Source organism: Streptomyces sp. NBC_01775 (assembly GCF_035917675.1).
Classification (GTDB): Bacteria; Actinomycetota; Actinomycetes; order Streptomycetales; family Streptomycetaceae; genus Streptomyces.
In genome coordinates, this window is record NZ_CP109104.1 from 6,002,251 (window position 1) to 6,017,942 (window position 15,692).

Genomic DNA, 15,692 nt, shown 5'->3' on the forward strand with positions numbered 1-15,692 from the left:
CCACCAAGGGGTTCCAATTCTTATACCGGTATTAGTATCACGGGCATGGTACGCACCCCTCTCACCGCACTGGAACGCGAGCGCGGCCGGTTCCTGGGCGCTCTGCTCCGCGAGGCACGTGGCGAGCGCAGCATGACCGAGGTCGCCGCGGCGGCCGGGCTCTCCGCCGAGACGCTCCGCAAGATCGAGACGGGCCGCGCGCCCACCCCCGCCTTCTTCACGGTCGCGGCCCTCGCCGGGGTTCTGGGGCTGGCCCTGGAGGACGTGGCCGGGCGCTGCGCCGCTGTCATCGTCGGGTCGGCGGAGACGGATGAGCCCGATCAGCCCGATCAGCCCGAAGGCTCCGCGCGGCCCGATGAGACGGTCGAGGCGGGAGCCGTTTGACGCCGGACTCCGGATCGCCGCCCACTCTCCGCCCAGGGCCGCCGTTCCCGGGCCACGGCGCCCGGATGCGTGCGCCCGACGGCAAGCAGGGGCGTACGGGGGCACGGCGGTGGTCCTAGGACTTCCGCCCGGACTTCCGTGCGCTCTGTGTACGGCGGGATGAAAACGCGACACTCCTACGTTGGTGTTTCCGGTACATGAACTGGTGACGTGAGGGGTCGTGCGTGGGGCGCAAGGTGTCGGAGAAGGCGGAGGACGCGCCGGGTGAGCGGGGCTGGGCCCGGCGGCTGACCGGATACTGCTGGCGGTACAAACGCGCGGTCGTCCTCGCACTGGGGGCCTCGCTCGGCGGCATGGCCGTCATGGCGATGGTCCCCCTGCTGACCAAGATCATCATTGATGACGTGGTGGTCGGCGGCGGGGGCGGCCTGTGGATGTGGGTCGGGCTGCTCATAGGCGCCGCCGCGGTGATCTACGCCTTCACCTTCGCGCGCCGCTACTACGGCGGCAGACTCGCCCTGGACGTCCAGCACGACCTGCGCACCGAGATGTACCGCTCGATCGTCCGGCTCGACGGCCGCAGCCAGGACGAGCTGTCGACCGGCCAGGTCGTCGGACGCGGCACCAGCGACCTCCAGCTCGTACAGAGCCTCCTGTTCATGCTGCCGATGATGATCGGCAACGTCCTGCTGTTCCTCCTGGCGCTCGTCGTGATGCTTGCCTTGTCCCCCCTGCTGACGCTCGTCTCCGTCGCCGTCTTCCCGCTGCTGTGGTGGATAGCCAACCTCAGCCGCAAGCGCCTCTTCCCCGCGACCTGGTACGCGCAGCAGCAGGCCGGGGCCGTCGCCTCGGTGGTGGACGGCTCGGTCACCGGCGTCCGCGTCGTCAAGGGCTTCGGCCAGGAGGCGCAGGAGACCGGCAAGCTGCGCGCCATCAGCCGCAAGCTGTTCGCCGGCCGGATGCGCACCGTACGGCTCAACGCCCGCTACACCCCCTCCCTCCAGGCCGTGCCCTCGCTCGGCCAGGTCGCCATGCTGGCCCTCGGCGGCTGGATGGCCACCCGGGGACAGATCACGCTGGGCACCTTCGTGGCCTTCTCCACCTACCTCGCGCAGCTCGTGGGGCCCGTCCGGATGCTCGCGATGATGCTCACCGTCGGGCAGCAGGCGCGCGCCGGGGTCGAGCGGGTCTACGACCTCATCGACACCGAGCCTCAGATGGCCGAGAGCCCGCACGCCCGCGACCTGCCCGAATCGGCTGACGCCTCCGTCGAGTTCGACGACGTCACCTTCGGATACTCCTCCGGCAGCCCCGTCCTGGACGGCTTCAGCCTGCGCATCGAGCCCGGTGAGACCGTCGCGCTGGTCGGCGCCAGCGGCAGCGGCAAGTCCACCGTCTCCATGCTGCTGCCCCGCTACTACGACGTGACGGGCGGCGCCGTGCGCGTCGGCGGCCAGGACGTGCGCGACCTCACCCTGGCCTCCCTGCGCTCGGCCATCGGGCACGTCCCCGAGAACAGCTTCCTGTTCTCCTCCTCCATAAGGGAGAACATCGCCTACGGCGCACCGGATGCCACGGATGAACAGATACGGGCCGCCGCCCGCGCCGCACAGGCCGACGGCTTCATAGGCGAGCTGCCCGACGGTTACGAGACCGCCGTGGGCGAGCAGGGCCTGACGCTCTCGGGCGGCCAGCGCCAGCGCATAGCGCTCGCCCGCGCCATCCTCACCGACCCCCGGCTGCTGCTCCTGGACGACGCGACCTCCGCCGTCGACGCCCGGGTCGAGCACGAGATCCACGAGGCGCTGCGCGGCGTGATGGCGGGCCGCACGACGCTGCTGATCGCGCACCGGCAATCCACCCTCGCGCTGGCCGACCGCATCGCGGTGCTGGACGGGGGACGGCTGGCCGACTTCGGCACCCACGAGGAACTGACCGGCCGCTGCGCCCTGTACCGGCGCCTGCTGACCGATCCGGACGAGCTGGGCGAGGTGGACCGCGACCCGGCCGGAATGGCCGCACACGACGCGCACAGCGCCGTGGACGGCGTCACTCCCGAGCTGTGGGTGCGCGCCGAGACCGAGGGCGACGAGACCGACGGCGCGGCGTCCGGCGACGGATCCGGAACGGCCGCGAGCGCCGCGGCGGCACAGGCCGGCCGCCCCGGCGGCTTCGCCTCTGGGCTGGCCGGATCGCCCGGCAGCCCCGAACTCCTCGCCCAGGTGGCCGCGTTGCCGCCCGCGCTCGATACTCCGGACATCGACGAGGAGCGCGCCGAGCAGCGCGAGAAGTCCTACGGACTCCGGCGGCTGCTGCGCGGCTTCGGGGCCGCACTGCTGGTCGCGCTCGTCTTCGCCGCACTGGATGCCGGATTCGGCCTGGTGCTGCCGGTGCTGATCCGGCACGGCATCGACGACGGCGTGGAAAAGGGCGCCCTGAGCGCCGTGTGGGTGGCCTCGGCACTGGCGCTGGCCGTGGTGGTCGCCCAGTGGGCCGCGCAGACCGGCTCCCTGCTGCTGACGGGGCGCACCGGGGAGCGGGTGCTGTACGCGCTGCGGGTGAAGATCTTCGCGCAGCTCCAGCGCCTCGGCCTCGACTACTACGAACGGCACCTGGCGGGTGCCGTGATGACCCGGATGACGACCGACGTGGACGCGCTCTCCACGTTCTTGCAGACCGGCCTGGTCACCGCCGTCGTCTCGCTGTTCACCTTCCTGGGCATCCTGGGCGCGCTGCTGGTGATCGACGTCCAGCTCGCGCTGGTCGTCTTCGCGACGCTGCCGCTGCTGGTTCTCGGCACGGTCTTCTTCCGCAGGCAGAGCGTCAAGGCCTACGAACTGGCGCGCGAGCGGGTCAGCGTCGTGAACTCCGACCTCCAGGAGTCCGTGGCGGGCCTCCGGATGGTGCAGGCGTTCCGGGGCGAGGAGCGCGGCGCCGTCCAGTTCGAGCGCCGCAGCGACGGATACCGGCGGGCCCGGGTGCGCGGACAGTGGCTGATCTCCGTCTACTTCCCCTTCGTCCAGCTCCTCGCGTCCCTGGCCACCGCCGCCGTGCTCGTCGTGGGCGCGGGCCGGATCGAGAACGGCACGCTGTCGGCGGGCGCGCTGGTGGCCTATCTCCTCTACATCGAGCTGTTCTTCGCACCCGTGCAGCAGCTCTCGCAGGTGTTCGACGGATACCAGCAGGCAGCCGTCTCGCTGCGCCGCATCCAGGAGCTGCTGCGCGAGGAGACCAGCACGCCGCAGGCCCGCTCCCCGCGTGCGGTCGAGGGGCTGCGCGGCGAGATCACCTTCCAGGACGTCCACTTCCGGTACGCGGCCTCGGAGGTCACTGCGGAGGCGGAAACGGAAACGGCCCCGGACGCGACACTCAAGGCGGAGGCCGCTGCCAAGTCGGCTGCTGCTCCCAAGGCGGACGTGGCCCTCAAGGCAGAGGCGGCCCAGGAGGTGGCCCCGGAGGCGGCCGGTGCTTCATCCGGTGGCGAGGAAGCGCTGTCGGGCATCCGGCTGACGATTCCGGCCGGGCAGACCGTCGCGTTCGTCGGCGAGACCGGCGCCGGCAAGTCCACCCTGGTCAAGCTCGTCGCCCGGTTCTACGACCCGAGCGCGGGCGCCGTCCTGGTCGACGGCGAGGACCTGCGGGAACTGGAGCTGACCGGATACCGGCAGAAAATCGGTGTCGTGCCCCAGGAGCCCTATCTGTTCCCCGGCACCGTGCGGGACGCCATTGCCTACGGCCGGATGGACGCGACCGACGCGCAGGTCGAGGCGGCGGCGCGCGCCGTGGGGGCGCACGACATGATCGCCTCGCTCTCGGGCGGCTATCTGCACGAGGTGGACGAGCGGGGCCGCAACCTGTCGGCGGGCCAGCGGCAGCTGATCGCCCTCGCCCGCGCCGAACTCGTCGACCCCGGCATCCTGCTGCTGGACGAGGCGACCGCCGCGCTCGACCTCGCCACCGAGGCGCTGGTCAACGAGGCCACCGACCAGCTCGCGGGGGCACGCACCACGCTGGTGGTGGCCCACCGGCTGACGACGGCGGCCCGCGCCGACCGCGTCGTCGTCCTCGACCACGGCCGGGTCGTGGAGGACGGCACCCACGCCGAACTGCTGGAGCTGGACGGCCGCTACGCCCGGCTGTGGCGCACCTACACGGGCGGGGCCGGGGCGCTGGAGACGGCGCCCGCGCCCGTGGTGAGCTGAGCGGGCGGGGTGAGCTGAGCAGGCCGGGAGATCTGTCGAATTCCGGGCAGGCCTCCCGTGCCGTGCTCAGCGGTGGCGATTGCGCTGGTGCTGCTGGGCCGTGCGCTCGTTCCCCCGCCGGTAGTTGCCCGTCCAGCGGGCCATCACCAGCTGTGCCGCGGACGCGCCGCCGGCGGAGGTGACCTCGGTGAGGAACCGTTCGGCGCTCGCGCCGCGCAGGACTGTGGCCTGGCTGCCGTAGTGGCTGATCACCACGGAACGGTCACCACGTCGCTCGAAGGTGAATTCCTGTGCTGCTCCCATGTACCGACCGTACGCCTCACTCGGCGCACAGGCCGACCAGGTACTCGTCCACGGTCTGCGTCTGTCCGTACGGCAGCGGCTCATCGCCCGCGCGCCAGTGGATGGCGGAGATCTCGCTGTTCGCCACGAACGGCAGCACGCGCGTCAGCTCTCCCGTGAACAGCGCGCCGTACAGGATCCGTTGCTCCCGCCCCAGCGCCGTACGGGAGAAGCCCACGAAGCGCAGCGCAGCCGGATCCGCCACCTGGCAGGTCTCCTCGCGCAGCTCGCGGACCGCCGCCTCGCGGGGGCTCTCGCCCTCCTCGATGCCGCCTCCAGGCAGCTCCCAGCAGTCCCGGTCCCGCTCGTAGACCATCAGCAGGCGGCCCTCGTGCCGGACGGCCACCAGTGCGTAGCCGAGGGGAGCGTCCTCGAAGCGGGTGTCCTCGGGCTCCCGGTGGAAGGAGAGCAGCCGCATCCCGCGCGGCCCCGTGGCCAGCGGAACGGGCGGTGGTGTGGCGGCTTCGGTCATGCGGCCGAGCGTAGTACGCGCCTGTGACAGCCCCGGTGAACCTTCCGGCGGAGTCCCGGCGCACCGCTCAGCGGTGTGCCCTTCCCCGTATACGTGCATCTGGGTCTGGCGGAGCGGGGGTTGCGCCGATAGGTTCACGACGACTTTTGGCGATGTAAGGGGAGGGTGAATGCGTAAAACGCTCAGATGGTTGCTGTCACTGGTGGTGCTCATCAGCACCGTCGGCATCGGCAGCGCCTCGGCGGGGGCCGCCACCACAGCGGCCGGAACCGACATCAAGGACCGTATCCTCGCGGTGCCCGGCATGAGCCTCATAGAAGAGAAGCCGGTCGACGGATACCGCTACTTCGTACTCAACTATGAACAGCCCATCGACCACCGGCATCCGGACAAGGGCACCTTCAAGCAGCGCATATCAATTCTGCACAAGGGAGAGGACCGGCCCACGGTCTTCTTCACCGGCGGATACAACCTGAACACGAATCCCAGCCGGAGCGAGCCGACCCAGATGACGGACGGCAACCAGGTCTCCATGGAATACCGCTTCTTCACCCCCTCGCGGCCCGACCCGGCCGACTGGTCGAAGCTCGACATCTGGCAGGCCGCCAGCGACCAGCACCGCATCTTCAAGGCGCTGAAGAAGATCTACGGCAAGAACTGGATCGCGACCGGCGGCAGCAAGGGCGGCATGACCGCCACCTATTTCCGCCGCTTCTATCCGCACGACATGGACGGCACCGTCGCCTATGTCGCGCCCAACGACGTGCGCAACGCCGAGGACTCCGCCTACGGGAAGTTCTTCAAGAAGGTCGGCTCCAAGGAGTGCCGCGCCAAGCTGAACGGCGTTCAGCACGAGATCTTCGATCGGCGTGGCGAGATGGTGTCGCGTATCGAGAAGTGGGCCAAGGAGAACGACTACACCTTCGAGCTCGCCGGCAGCGCCGACAAGGCGTTCGAACTGGTGGCGCAGGACCTGGTGTGGGGCTTCTGGCAGTACCACCTTGAGTCCGAGTGCGACCAGGTGCCCGCGACCGACGCCTCCACCGACGTGCTCTACAAGTGGGCCGACGACATCGGCGGCTGGGACGCCGGTACCGACCAGGGCATGCTCCCCTACACGCCGTACTACTACCAGGCCGGCACCCAGCTGGGCTCGCCCGACTACGAGGAGCCCCTCCTCGACGACGTGCGCAAGTACCCGGGCCTGAACGTGCCGCGCACCTATGTGCCGCGTGACATCCCGGTGAAGTTCAACAAGCACGACAAGGCGATGCGCGACGTCGACGCCTGGGTGCGCCACGACTCCTCGCAGATGCTCTTCGTCTACGGCCAGAACGACCCCTGGGGCGCCGAGCCGTTCCGCCCGGGCAAGGGCACCAAGGACACCGCCGTCTACACCGCACCGGGCCAGAACCACGGCGCCAACATCTCCAAGCTGGAGGAGAACGACCGCGCCGCCGCGACCCGCGCCCTCATGAAGTGGGCGGACGTGAAGGTCGACCCGAACGAGAAGCCCAAGCGCCTGACCGCGTACGACAAGAAGCTCGACCGTCCCGACAAGGACGCGCTGACACTGCGCCCCTGACCGGGCAGCAGTCCTGAAGGAGCAGCCGTCGCGCGCTGAAGGTGCGCGGCGGCTGCTGTCTGTCGCGGGCGCGCGCCGGGGCCTTCGCGGAGGAGCCGTCTCAGACGCGGCGCGCACAGCCGACCGGCTTGACGCCGCCCAGATCGACGTAGAGGGCCGTACCTGCCGGGCAGGCCGTACGGTCGCGCAGCTGCCGCTCCACCCGGAACTGCGGCCGGTGTCTGCCCGGGACCTCGGCACAGGGGGTCTCCTTGACCTCGCGCGCACGCTCCGTGGCGTAGACGCAGTCGCCCACCACGGTGCGCGGGCCGCCGCCCCCTCCCGGGTCGCCGGGGTGCGGGGGCTCCAGGTAGCGCGCGCAGGCGTGGCCCTGCCATGCGGTGCCGCCGCTCGTGCCCTGCTCGGGGAAGCGCTCGCTGATGTGCAGTACGAAATCGGTGTGCGCGGGGCAGCGCGGGCTCTTTGCGCGCGCCCCTTCGTGCCGGGCCCCTTCGTGCCGGGCCACGACCTTGACGGCGGCGCGCTCGCTGTCGCAGGGCACCTCCTCGATCCGCTGCCGGTTGTGGGTGCCGCACTCGCCCTCGGCGAGGAAGACACCTCCCGGATGCTGGGCGGACGCCGTCCCACGCCCCCGGCTCCCCGCAGGCGGCGCGACGGCGGACGGCGGGACCTGTCCCGCCCCGGCGGTGGACTCGGCGCCCGGCGAACCGGGCGGGCGCGTACAGCCGTTGGAGGCCAGCGAGAGCACCATCGCGCAGCCCGCCGCGATGACGGCGGCGCGCATCGCATGGATACGCATGTGTAGCCCGGCACCCCCGGTCGCTCTCCGCTCTCGCACCCCACGGCTCCCGCCGGCGCGCTTCCAGCCTGCCCGCGGCCCGGCGGCGGGGCCATCCGTCGAAGGAGTGAGCCACCACCGGCGCAGTCGGAGGGGGCGCGCCGGTGGCGGCGTACCGCCTTCCACGGCCGGCGGAGAGGGTGGTCAGCGACGCAGCCAGCAGCGAAGCCGACACCGTGCCGTGGCGACTCAGCGGCGGTACGCCGGTGGGACGTTCCGCGCTGGGCACAGGTTCCGGGATTTCCAGGAACAAGGCGAAATGATGTGACCGGTCCGGCAGTTGTGTGAACGGCCTTCCACGCCTGTGAACGCCACCGCGCGCTGCCCTGCCGCGCGCTGCCCCGTACGCCGTCCCCCGGTCGGCGGAGGACGCGCCCGGGCGGACGCTACGCCGCGTCCGCGAGCAGGCCGAGCAGATGGTCGCGCACGGCCGGCAACAGAGCGGGCAGCTCGCGCACCTCCGGATACCAGCGCTTTTCGTACTCCCAGCACAGCCACTCCCCGGCCCCGCCACCGGACGCCGAGTCGCTCCGCTCGCTCCCCGGCGCCTCGCCCGGGTCCTCGGCGGCGTCTCCCGCCCTGGTGAGGAGTTCCACGACCTCGGCGAGCGGCAGCACCCCCTCGCCCGGCGGCAGCGGCGTGGTGTCCTCGCGGGAGGCGATGTCCTTGACCTGGACGTAGCCCAGGTACGGCGCGAGCATCCGGTGCGTCTTTGCCGGGTCCTCCCCGCCGCGCCAGGTGTGCATCACGTCCCACAGCACCCCGGCGCCCGGATGGTCGACCGCCCGCAGGACGCGTGCCGCGTCCGCGCCCGTACGGTGCGAGTCGTGGGTCTCCAGCAGCACCCGGACACCCAGGTCGGAGGCCATCGCCGCGCCCTTCGCCAGCCGCCTGGCCGCCGTGGCGTCCCCCTCGGCGAGGCCCGCGTCCCCGCCGCCGGGGAAGACCCGGGCGTACGGCGCGCCCAGGTCGCGGGCCAGCTCCAGCAGGGCGCGCAGCCGGGAGAGCACCTCGGCGTCCTCGCCGCGCTCGGCGACCCTCGGGTATCCGGCGACGCACAGGATCTGGATGCCCGCCTCCTTGAACCGCTCCACGACCTCCACCCGGTCGGTCAGCCCGAGACCGGGGTGGACCGGCTCTTCCGGATGAGCGCGCAGTTCGACCCCGTGGAAACCGGCTCCCGAGGCCAGCCGCAGCACCTCGGGCACGGGCATACCGGGAACGCCGAGGGTGGAGAAGGCGAGTCGCATGCGCTCAGAGGACCAGATGCCGGTCCCGTCCTACAAGCTCCCTGCCGTAACTGTGGTGGTGATTCTCCGACGTCAGAGTGAATCCCCGCTCCCGGCACGGGGCCACCGGCGGTGGTCCGCGCGCCGTGCGTGGCTCTCCATCCGGGCGCACCGCGCCTCGAAGTCCGGGCGCACCGCGCCTCGGAACGCGCGCGGCGCGAGCGCCGTGGCGGCTCAGCCCGTGCGGGGGCGCGGCGGCGCCGTGGAGGCGCGCACCATCAGCTCGGCGCGCACGGTGGCCACCCCGCCGGGCGGCGGTGCCTGTCTGCCCAGCGCCAGGCGGCCCGCGCGCGCCCCCGCCTCGTACAGCGGCAGCCGTACGGTCGTCAGCGCGGGGGAGGCGTCGGCGCTGAAGGGCAGGTCGTCGAAGCCCGCCACGGAGACGTCCTCCGGGACGCGCAGCCCGCGCTCGCGCAGCGCGGCGCACACGCCCAGGGCCACGGTGTCGTTCGCCGCGAGCACGGCCGTCACCTCCGGTGCCCTGCGCAGCAGTTCGAGCGCGCCGTCGTAGCCGGAGCCCCGGTCGTAGCCGCCGCCGTGCACCGTCAGCCGCTCGGCGCCCGCCGACAGCCCGGGGGAGTGCGCCGCCAGCGCGGCGCGGTGGCCCTCCAGGCGGTGCCGGGTGGTGGTGCGCTCGGGGGGCCCGGCGACGTAGCCGACCGCGCGGTGTCCGAGCGCCAGCAGATGCGCGGTGAGCGCGCGCGCCCCGCCCCGGTTGTCGAACGCGACCGTGAGGATCCCGAGCCCTTCGCCGGACCCGCCGCGCTGCTCCGGCAACAGCGTCCGCACCGCGCGCCGCTCCAGGGGCGTGCGCGCCTGGCGACGGCCTTCCGCCCCCGGCTCTTCGGCGCGGACGGTATCCCAGACGCGGACGGGCTCCCCGGCCTCCGCCACAGCCTCCCCCGCCGGCTCCCCGGACGCCCCGTCCGGCTTGCCCGGCCGCCCGCCGCGCTCCCCGGGCGTGCGCAGTGGCGGCCTGCCGCACAGCACGACGCGGGTGCCGTCCGCCGCGAGCCGCCGCAGCCTGCCCTCCAGCGCCGCGCTGTGCTCGGGGTCCTCCACCGCGCCCCCGGTCAGGACGACAGCGGCGGCGCGCTGGCGCTGGAGGAGGGTGAGATACGTCAGCTCCTGTCCGGGCGATCCTCCGGTGTTGCAGACGACGGCGAGCTTGCGGGGCCCGGCCCCCGGCCCGCCCTCCGCGCCGTTCATCTCGCTTTGCACCGCGCCCGCGATGATGCCGAAGAACGGGTCGGCGATGTCGTTGACGAGGATGCCCACCAGGTCGGAGCTGGCGGCGGCCAGCGCGCTGGCCGGGCCGTTGACCACGTACTCCAGTTCGTCCACGGCGCGCAGCACGCGGGACCTGGTGGCGCCCGCCACCGGATAGTTGCCGCTCAGCACTCGGGAGACCGTCGCCGCCGAGACCCCCGCGCGTGCGGCGACGTCCGCCAGGGTGACTGCCATCGGATCCTCCGGTCGTCTTGTCCGAGGACATGTTCTCACCCGGCGGCCCCCGCCACACCGGGTGTCAAGTCCCTTGTTGAAGTCACATATTGGCCGTAGCGTGCTTGGCAGAAAGCGCTTGCTGTCGACGTCCGCCGAGGGAGAAGAGCCCACGTGACACGCAGGACAGTCCGGATCGCGATGAACGGTGTGACAGGACGGATGGGGCACCGCCAGCACCTCGTCCGCTCCCTCCTCGCCCTCCGCGAGGAAGGCGGCCTCGACCTCGGGGACGGCGAGCGGCTGTGGCCCGAGCCGGTCCTGGTGGGCCGCAGGGAACACGCGCTCAGGGCGCTGGCCCACGAGCACGGGCTCGATCCCGGCCAGATCTCCACCGACCTGGACACGGTGCTGGCCGACGACAGCGTGGACGTCTACTTCGACGCCCAGGTCACCTCGGCGCGCCAGGAAGCCCTCAAGAAGGCCATCGCCGCCGGGAAGCACATCTACACCGAGAAGCCCACCGCCACCTCGCTCGACGGCGCGCTGGAGCTGGCCAGGGCCGCCGCCCGCGCGGGCGTCAGGCACGGCGTCGTCCAGGACAAGCTCTTCCTGCCGGGCCTGCGCAAGCTCAGGCGCCTGGTGGAGAGCGGCTTCTTCGGCAGAATCCTGTCCGTACGCGGCGAGTTCGGATACTGGGTGTTCGAAGGCGATCTCCAGCCGGCCCAGCGCCCGTCGTGGAACTACCGCGCGGAGGACGGCGGCGGCATCGCCGGCGACATGTTCCCGCACTGGGAGTACGTGCTGCACAACCTCTTCGGCCGGGTCACCTCTGTGCAGGCGCAGGTCGCGACGCACATTCCGCGCCGCTGGGACGAGCGCGGTGAGCCCTATGAGGTGACGGCCGACGACGCCGCCTACGGCATCTTCACGCTGGAGGGCGGCGCCGTCGCCCAGATCAACTCCTCATGGGCGGTGCGTGTGCACCGCGACGAACTGGTGGAGTTCCAGGTCGACGGCACCGAGGGATCGGCCGTCGCGGGGCTGCGCGGCTGCCGCTACCAGCACCGGGCCGGTACGCCCAAGCCGGTGTGGAACCCCGACCTGCCCGCCACCGAGCGCTTCCGCGACCAGTGGCAGGAGGTGCCGGACAACGACGGCGACGAGGAGACCAACGGCTTCAAGGCCCAGTGGGAGCTGTTCTTGCGGCATGTCGCGGCGCCCGACCCCGCCCGGCCCTACACCTGGGACCTGCTGGCGGGCGCGCGCGGCGTACAGCTCGCGGAGCTGGGCCTGAAGTCCTCCGCCGAAGGCCGCCGCTGCGAGGTGCCGGAGCTGACCCTGTGATCCTGCTGCCCGAGCTCTCCGGGGGGACACGCGCCTACGAGCCTCGCGGCGCCGCTCCGGCCCTGCGGCGGGGGCGTGGGGCACCGCCCGTCTCCCGGGTCGTCTTCGCGGCGGCGCACGTGGTCGCCGATCCGCTGGCCGATACCGCGCCCGGCGGGCCCGCCGCGCTCGACTGGGACGCCACGCTCGCCTTCCGCCGCCACCTGTGGGCGCACGGGCTGGGCGTGGCCGAAGCGATGGATACCGCGCAGCGCGGCATGGGTCTGGACTGGGCGGGCGCCGCCGAGCTGATCCGGCGCTCGGCGGCCGAGGCGAAGGCCACCGGCGGACGTATCGCCTGCGGCGTCGGCACCGACCAGCTCCCCGCACCCGCCGCCCAGAGCCCGGCCGGACGCGCCGGCCCGGCAGGCCGCGACGGTGCGGCGGGCCACGGCGGCCCCGGGGCGGAGGACCTGGCCCGGATCACCCGCGCCTACGAGGAGCAGCTCGCCCTGGTCGAGGACAGCGAAGCGCAGGCCATCCTCATGGCCTCCCGCGCGCTGGCCGCCACTGCGCGCGGGCCCGAGGACTACGAGAGCGTGTACGGTGCCCTGCTGCGGCAGACGGCGCGCCCGGTCCTCCTGCACTGGCTCGGCCCGATGTTCGACCCGGCGCTGGAGGGCTACTGGGGCAGCGGCGATCTGGACGAGGCCACCGACACCTTCCTGAAGATCATCGCGGCGCACCCCGGCAAGGTCGACGGCGTGAAGGTCTCCCTCCTCGACGCGGACCGCGAGGCCGCCTTGCGCGTACGACTGCCCGAGGGCGTGCGCTGCTACACGGGTGACGACTTCCACTACCCCGAGCTGATCGAGGGCGACGGGGCGGCGCACAGCGACGCGCTGCTCGGCGTCTTCGACCCCCTGGCCCCGCTGGCGGCCGACGCCGTACGGATGCTGGACGACGGCGACAGCAAGGCGTTCCGGGCGGCGCTCGATCCGACCGTCCCCCTCGCCCGCCATCTGTTCCAGGAGCCGACGCGCTACTACAAGACGGGCGTGGTGCTGCTGGCCTGGCTGGCCGGGCACCAGCGGCACTTCACCATGGCCGGCGGGCTCCAGTCGGCGCGCTCGCTGCCGCACCTCGCGCGTGCCTACGAACTCGCCGACGGTATCGGCCTGTTCCCCGACCCCGAGCTTGCCGAGCACCGGATGAAGCAGCTTTTCGCCGTCAACGGGGTTGACCAGTGAGCGCCACCAGCCCCAGCACCGGTCCTGCCCCGGGTCCGGGCCCCGACCCTGCCCCCGGCCTCGCCCGGCTGTCGGTCAACCAGGAGACCGTGCGCCAGCTCTCCCTTCCCGAACTGGCCAGGGAGACGGCCGCGCTCGGCATCGGGGGCGTGGGGCTGTGGCGCGATCCGGTGCGCGCGTACGGTCCCGAGGCGGCAGGGCGGCTCATGCGCGAGCACGGCCTGAGCGTCACCTCCCTGTGCAGAGGCGGCTTCTTCACCGCGGAGGATCCTGCCGAGCGCCGCACCGCGCTCGACGACAACCGGGCGGCGGTCGATGAGGCCGCCGCGCTGGGCACCGGCACGCTCGTCCTCGTGTCCGGCGGCCTGCCCGCCGGGGACCGCGATCTGCCCGCCGCGCGCGAGCGGGTCGCCGACGCGCTCGCCGAACTGGCGCCGTACGCCGAGGAGCGGGGCGTGCGGCTCGCGGTGGAGCCGCTGCATCCGATGTACGCCTCCGACCGCTGTGTGGTCTCCACCCTCGGGCAGGCCCTCGCGCTGGCCGAGCGCTTCCCGGCGCGGCAGGTGGGCGTCGTCGTGGACACGTACCACCTGTGGTGGGACGAGCGGGTGCCCGAGCAGATCGCGCGGGCCGGGGAGCAGGGCCGCCTCGCCGCCTTCCAGCTCGCCGACTGGGTCACCCCGCTCCCCGAGGGCGTGCTGCTCGGCCGGGGCCAGCTCGGGGACGGCTCCGTCGACCTACGGGCCTTCCGCGAACTGACCGAAGCGGCCGGATACTCGGGGCTGATCGAGGTGGAGCTGTTCAACCCCGCGCTGTGGGCGCGCGACGGGGCTGACGTGCTCAAGGAGACGGCCGAGCGCTACGTCCGCCACGTGCTGTGAAGTCTCATGACCGCAGGGGGAGAAGCACGGTGCGGGCCTCGGAAAAATTACGTAGCGCCGTGCAACCCTTCCGGAGAGTCGCGGGTCATATCTGTGTCGGCGTCCCCTGGGGGGAAGTATCGGGGGAAAGAGCGGGAGGCCGAGGGGGAAATGGAAGGGCCCGGTCCGCTGGACCGGGCCCTTCGAGCATGTTCTCGAGCAGGGGAGATCAGAACGGCACGCCGCAGCGCAGCAGCACGTTGGCGAACGGCTTGGCCTCGCCCGTACGCACCACCAGCTTCGCTTCCCGGGTCATGGCCTTCAGCTCCTCGTGCGGGATGAGCTCAAGTCCGGGAAAGTGGCCGGTGAGAAGCGTGGTCGCCCCCGAGTTGGCCTCGCGCACCTCCTTGGCCGCGACGGCGCCCTCCACCTCCAGCTCGTCGAGGATCCCTTCCAAGACCTCGGCGAAGGAGGGCACGCCCGCCCGGAAGGCGAGATCGACGACCGAGGGGCCCTCGGGGATGGGAAGTCCGACGTCGCACACCATGACGAGATCGGTGTGCCCCAACCGGGCCAGCGCTCCGGAGAGATGCCGGTTGAGTATCCCGGACTTCTTCATGCTGTTGTCTCCTTGTTCGCTCCGGGCGCTCCGGATGCTTCGGCGTTGCCGGAGGCTCCGGATGCTTCGGCGTTTCCGGCAGCACCAGATGCTTCCACCTGGGCAGCGCTCGGGTAGGACTCCTGCGCACCCGCTCGGGTGACCGCGAAGGAGCCGACGCGTACGGCGTACCGTACGGCCTGCTCCAGACCGTCACCGCGGCCCAGCCGCCAGCCGAGCGCGCCGGTGAAGGCGTCGCCGGCGCCGGTGGTGTCCACGGCCCGGACCGGGGGGCTGGGCACCAGGACGGTACGGACGGCATCCGCGCTGCCGTCCGTACCGTCCGTGCCGACCCCGGGGCCCGCCACCAGCGCGCCCTCGGCGCCCAGGGTGACGACCACGCTGCGCGGGCCGAGCCCGAGGAGAGCGGTGGCCCACTCCTCGGGTTCGGTGCTCAGCGAACGCCCGGGCAACAGGCGCCGTGCCTCGTGCTCGTTGACCACCAGCGGGTCGCAGAGCGCCAGCACGTCCTCGGGCAGGGGAGCGGGGGGAGAGGGGTTGAGCACGACGCGGGCGCCGTGGCCTGCCGCGGCACGCGCTGCCGTGGCGACCGTCTCCAGGGGAATCTCAAGTTGTAGGGATACGACAGCCGCGGCCTCGAAGAGGGCGCCTGCCGCGGTGATGTCGTCCGGCGTGAGCCGGGCGTTGGCACCGGGTGAGACGACGATGCTGTTGTCACCGGCCGAATCGACGGTGATGAGGGCGACGCCGGTGGGTGCGTCCTTGCCCTCCAGAAGTCCGGCGGTATCCGCACCGGCGGCGCGCTGGGCCTGGGCGAGCAGTTGTCCGTACGCGTCGTCGCCGACGCGCGCGAGCAGGGTGGTGCGGGCGCCCAGCCGGGCGGCGGCTGCCGCCTGGTTCGCTCCCTTGCCGCCCGGGTGGATGACCAGATCCGACCCGAGCACTGTCTCGCCCGCCGCCGGCCTGCGGTCGACTCCCACGACCAGGTCGGCATTGGCGGACCCTACGACCAGAAGGTCGTATGCGTGCATCCGGTGCTCCTTCTCGGGCCCGCGCAGGGGCTCGGGCCCCAAGAAGGGCCG

Annotated in this window: 13 protein-coding genes; 6 read left to right on the plus strand and 7 right to left on the minus strand. The window is 72.4% G+C overall.

Annotated features, from left to right (window positions below; all coding sequences use genetic code 11):
- The first annotated feature begins 45 nt into the window (after nucleotides 1-45).
- On the plus strand, nucleotides 46-384 hold the full coding sequence (locus OHB04_RS26740) for a helix-turn-helix domain-containing protein (RefSeq protein WP_326690193.1): 339 nt from the start codon (nucleotides 46-48) through the stop codon (nucleotides 382-384).
- A gap of 236 nt (nucleotides 385-620) precedes the next feature.
- A complete protein-coding gene (locus OHB04_RS26745) occupies nucleotides 621-4,586 on the plus strand; it encodes an ABC transporter ATP-binding protein (protein ID WP_442815109.1) in 3,966 nt (1,321 codons plus the stop codon).
- Nucleotides 4,587-4,652: 66 nt separating this feature from the next.
- Here the strand turns inward: OHB04_RS26745 and OHB04_RS26750 are convergent, their stop codons facing one another.
- Together OHB04_RS26750 and OHB04_RS26755 are read right to left on the minus strand one after the other, a co-directional pair.
- Nucleotides 4,653-4,889 (minus strand): hypothetical protein, encoded by a 237-nt coding sequence (locus OHB04_RS26750; protein ID WP_326690196.1) that lies wholly within the window; start codon nucleotides 4,887-4,889, stop codon nucleotides 4,653-4,655.
- Nucleotides 4,890-4,905: 16 nt separating this feature from the next.
- On the minus strand, nucleotides 4,906-5,400 hold the full coding sequence (locus OHB04_RS26755; protein WP_326690197.1) for an NUDIX domain-containing protein: 495 nt from the start codon (nucleotides 5,398-5,400) through the stop codon (nucleotides 4,906-4,908).
- 169 nt (nucleotides 5,401-5,569) lie between these two features.
- On the opposite strand from OHB04_RS26755, the gene OHB04_RS26760 reads away from it, so the two are divergent.
- Nucleotides 5,570-6,985: a S28 family serine protease gene (locus OHB04_RS26760; RefSeq protein ID WP_326690198.1), complete on the plus strand. Its 1,416-nt coding sequence runs from the start codon at nucleotides 5,570-5,572 to the stop codon at nucleotides 6,983-6,985.
- 100 nt (nucleotides 6,986-7,085) lie between these two features.
- On the opposite strand, the gene OHB04_RS26765 is transcribed toward OHB04_RS26760, so the two are convergent.
- The 3 genes from OHB04_RS26765 to OHB04_RS26775 form a co-directional block, all read right to left on the minus strand.
- A complete protein-coding gene (locus OHB04_RS26765; RefSeq protein WP_326808470.1) occupies nucleotides 7,086-7,784 on the minus strand; it encodes a hypothetical protein in 699 nt (232 codons plus the stop codon).
- Nucleotides 7,785-8,209: 425 nt separating this feature from the next.
- Complete coding sequence (locus OHB04_RS26770; RefSeq protein WP_326690200.1) at nucleotides 8,210-9,073, minus strand: sugar phosphate isomerase/epimerase family protein; 864 nt, start codon at nucleotides 9,071-9,073, stop codon at nucleotides 8,210-8,212.
- A 213-nt stretch (nucleotides 9,074-9,286) separates the two neighbouring features.
- Nucleotides 9,287-10,576: a LacI family DNA-binding transcriptional regulator gene (locus tag OHB04_RS26775; protein ID WP_326808471.1), complete on the minus strand. Its 1,290-nt coding sequence runs from the start codon at nucleotides 10,574-10,576 to the stop codon at nucleotides 9,287-9,289.
- 153 nt (nucleotides 10,577-10,729) lie between these two features.
- Between OHB04_RS26775 and OHB04_RS26780 the strand changes: the two genes are divergently transcribed.
- From OHB04_RS26780 to OHB04_RS26790, 3 genes are all read left to right on the plus strand, one after another.
- Nucleotides 10,730-11,902: a Gfo/Idh/MocA family protein gene (locus OHB04_RS26780; protein WP_326690202.1), complete on the plus strand. Its 1,173-nt coding sequence runs from the start codon at nucleotides 10,730-10,732 to the stop codon at nucleotides 11,900-11,902.
- On the plus strand, nucleotides 11,899-13,131 hold the full coding sequence (locus OHB04_RS26785; protein ID WP_326808472.1) for a dihydrodipicolinate synthase family protein: 1,233 nt from the start codon (nucleotides 11,899-11,901) through the stop codon (nucleotides 13,129-13,131). Before OHB04_RS26780 ends, OHB04_RS26785 begins: the two co-directional genes overlap by 4 nt.
- Nucleotides 13,132-13,199: 68 nt before the next feature.
- Entirely contained in the window at nucleotides 13,200-14,012 is an 813-nt protein-coding gene (locus OHB04_RS26790) for a sugar phosphate isomerase/epimerase family protein (RefSeq protein WP_326692920.1), read from the plus strand.
- A 208-nt stretch (nucleotides 14,013-14,220) separates the two neighbouring features.
- Here the strand turns inward: OHB04_RS26790 and rbsD are convergent, their stop codons facing one another.
- Together rbsD and OHB04_RS26800 are read right to left on the minus strand one after the other, a co-directional pair.
- The gene (rbsD, locus tag OHB04_RS26795; protein WP_326808473.1) at nucleotides 14,221-14,610 is read right to left on the minus strand and encodes a D-ribose pyranase; all 390 of its coding nucleotides are present in this window, start codon (nucleotides 14,608-14,610) and stop codon (nucleotides 14,221-14,223) included.
- Nucleotides 14,607-15,641, minus strand: coding sequence for a ribokinase (locus OHB04_RS26800; protein WP_326690205.1), 1,035 nt, complete (start codon nucleotides 15,639-15,641; stop codon nucleotides 14,607-14,609). The genes rbsD and OHB04_RS26800 overlap by 4 nt, the downstream gene beginning before the upstream one ends.
- Nucleotides 15,642-15,692: the final 51 nt, after the last annotated feature.

Coding starts and splice junctions, on each gene's coding strand:
- OHB04_RS26775 (WP_326808471.1), bottom strand. CDS start 10,576: ATGGCAGTCACCCTGGCGGACGTCGCCGCACGCGCGGGGGTCTCGGCG.
- OHB04_RS26765 (WP_326808470.1), bottom strand. CDS start 7,784: ATGCGTATCCATGCGATGCGCGCCGCCGTCATCGCGGCGGGCTGCGCG.
- OHB04_RS26760 (WP_326690198.1), top strand. CDS start 5,570: ATGCGTAAAACGCTCAGATGGTTGCTGTCACTGGTGGTGCTCATCAGC.
- OHB04_RS26750 (WP_326690196.1), bottom strand. CDS start 4,889: ATGGGAGCAGCACAGGAATTCACCTTCGAGCGACGTGGTGACCGTTCC.
- rbsD (WP_326808473.1), bottom strand. CDS start 14,610: ATGAAGAAGTCCGGGATACTCAACCGGCATCTCTCCGGAGCGCTGGCC.
- OHB04_RS26770 (WP_326690200.1), bottom strand. CDS start 9,073: ATGCGACTCGCCTTCTCCACCCTCGGCGTTCCCGGTATGCCCGTGCCC.
- OHB04_RS26740 (WP_326690193.1), top strand. CDS start 46: ATGGTACGCACCCCTCTCACCGCACTGGAACGCGAGCGCGGCCGGTTC.
- OHB04_RS26755 (WP_326690197.1), bottom strand. CDS start 5,400: ATGACCGAAGCCGCCACACCACCGCCCGTTCCGCTGGCCACGGGGCCG.
- OHB04_RS26800 (WP_326690205.1), bottom strand. CDS start 15,641: ATGCACGCATACGACCTTCTGGTCGTAGGGTCCGCCAATGCCGACCTG.